Origin of the sequence: Arthrobacter glacialis, from assembly GCF_002909445.1 — a bacterium.
Lineage (GTDB): Bacteria > Actinomycetota > Actinomycetes > Actinomycetales > Micrococcaceae > Specibacter > Specibacter glacialis.
In genome coordinates this window covers 1-1,162 of sequence record NZ_PPXC01000054.1, presented here as the reverse complement: position 1 = coordinate 1,162, position 1,162 = coordinate 1, and the positions used below count along the sequence as shown (strand labels likewise).

Sequence of the window (1,162 nt, the reverse complement as noted above, 5' to 3'; positions counted from 1 at the left end):
CGGCTTTCTCTGCGAAGACGAAATGTACGACGCCCTAGCTTACGGTACAGAAATTTATCTCTATGCAGATGATTTGCGAGAGCGCATGCCGCTATTCCAGGAGCACCGTGAACAATGTAGAGCCCGACAGATCGAAGAAATCATGCGCCACTGGGACCAGCAAAAAGTAGCATAGTGAATCGCCCCTGCTTTCCTAGACACTCTCCAAGCTCAGGAAATAGCGTTTCTCATACTCTACTGGAGACAGCTGCATAGCACTGCTGTGTCGACGCTTAGGGTTATAGAACATCTCGATGTAATCGAAAATATCACTTCGGGCTTCGTCACGCGTTGCGTAGATCTTTCGTCGGATTCGCTCCCGCTTCAAAAGCTGGAAAAAGCTCTCCGCTACGGCATTGTCGTGGCAGTTTCCCCGTCGGCTCATGCTGCTGATCACATTATTGGCCTTCAGGAAGCTTTGCCAATCTGAGCTACTGAACTGACTGCCTTGGTCTGAGTGAATCATCACTTGCTGCTGTGGCTTGCGTCGCCACACGGCCATCAGCATGGCGTCGATGGCCAGGTCGCTGCTCATTCTGGGCTTCATTGACCAACCAATGACTTGGCGGGAGAACAGATCCAGCACTACCGCCAGGTACAGCCACCCTTCATAGGTGCGGATGTAGGTGATATCGGTCACCCAGACTTTATTCGGCTCACTGACCTTGAACTGCCGGGCCAGATGGTTGGGGGATGCCACTGTTGGTTTTCCGCCATAAAACCCAGTACGACGGCGATAGCCCGTTTGCGAACGCAGCCCCTCTGCCTGCATCAAGCGACCGACTCGATTTCGCCCACAGATCTCTCCTAGCTCTCGCAGGTCATCGTGAATCTTGCGATAGCCATACACGCCGCCGCTTTCTAACCAGGCCTGCTTGATCAAGCCAAGCAGGCGCTGATCTTCTTTGGCTCGGGCAGATTGAGGTTCGGCCAACCAAGCGTAGTAGCCGCTGGGATGCACCTTGAGGGTTTGGCAAAGGCGCCGCACCGGGTAATGCGTCGAGTGCTTTTTGATGAAGGCGTACTTCAGTTGCACTCCTTGGCAAAGTACGCGGCGGCCTTTTTTAAGATGTCTCGCTCTTCAGTCACGCGCTTGAGTTCTGCGCGAAGCTTGCGCAGTTCG

General features: G+C 53.8%; 1 pseudogene. It reads right to left on the bottom strand.

From position 1 onward, the window contains the following. Nucleotides 1-193: 193 nt before the first annotated feature. Nucleotides 194-1,162, bottom strand: a pseudogene (locus tag CVS27_RS20385) (IS3 family transposase); the annotation flags it as partial.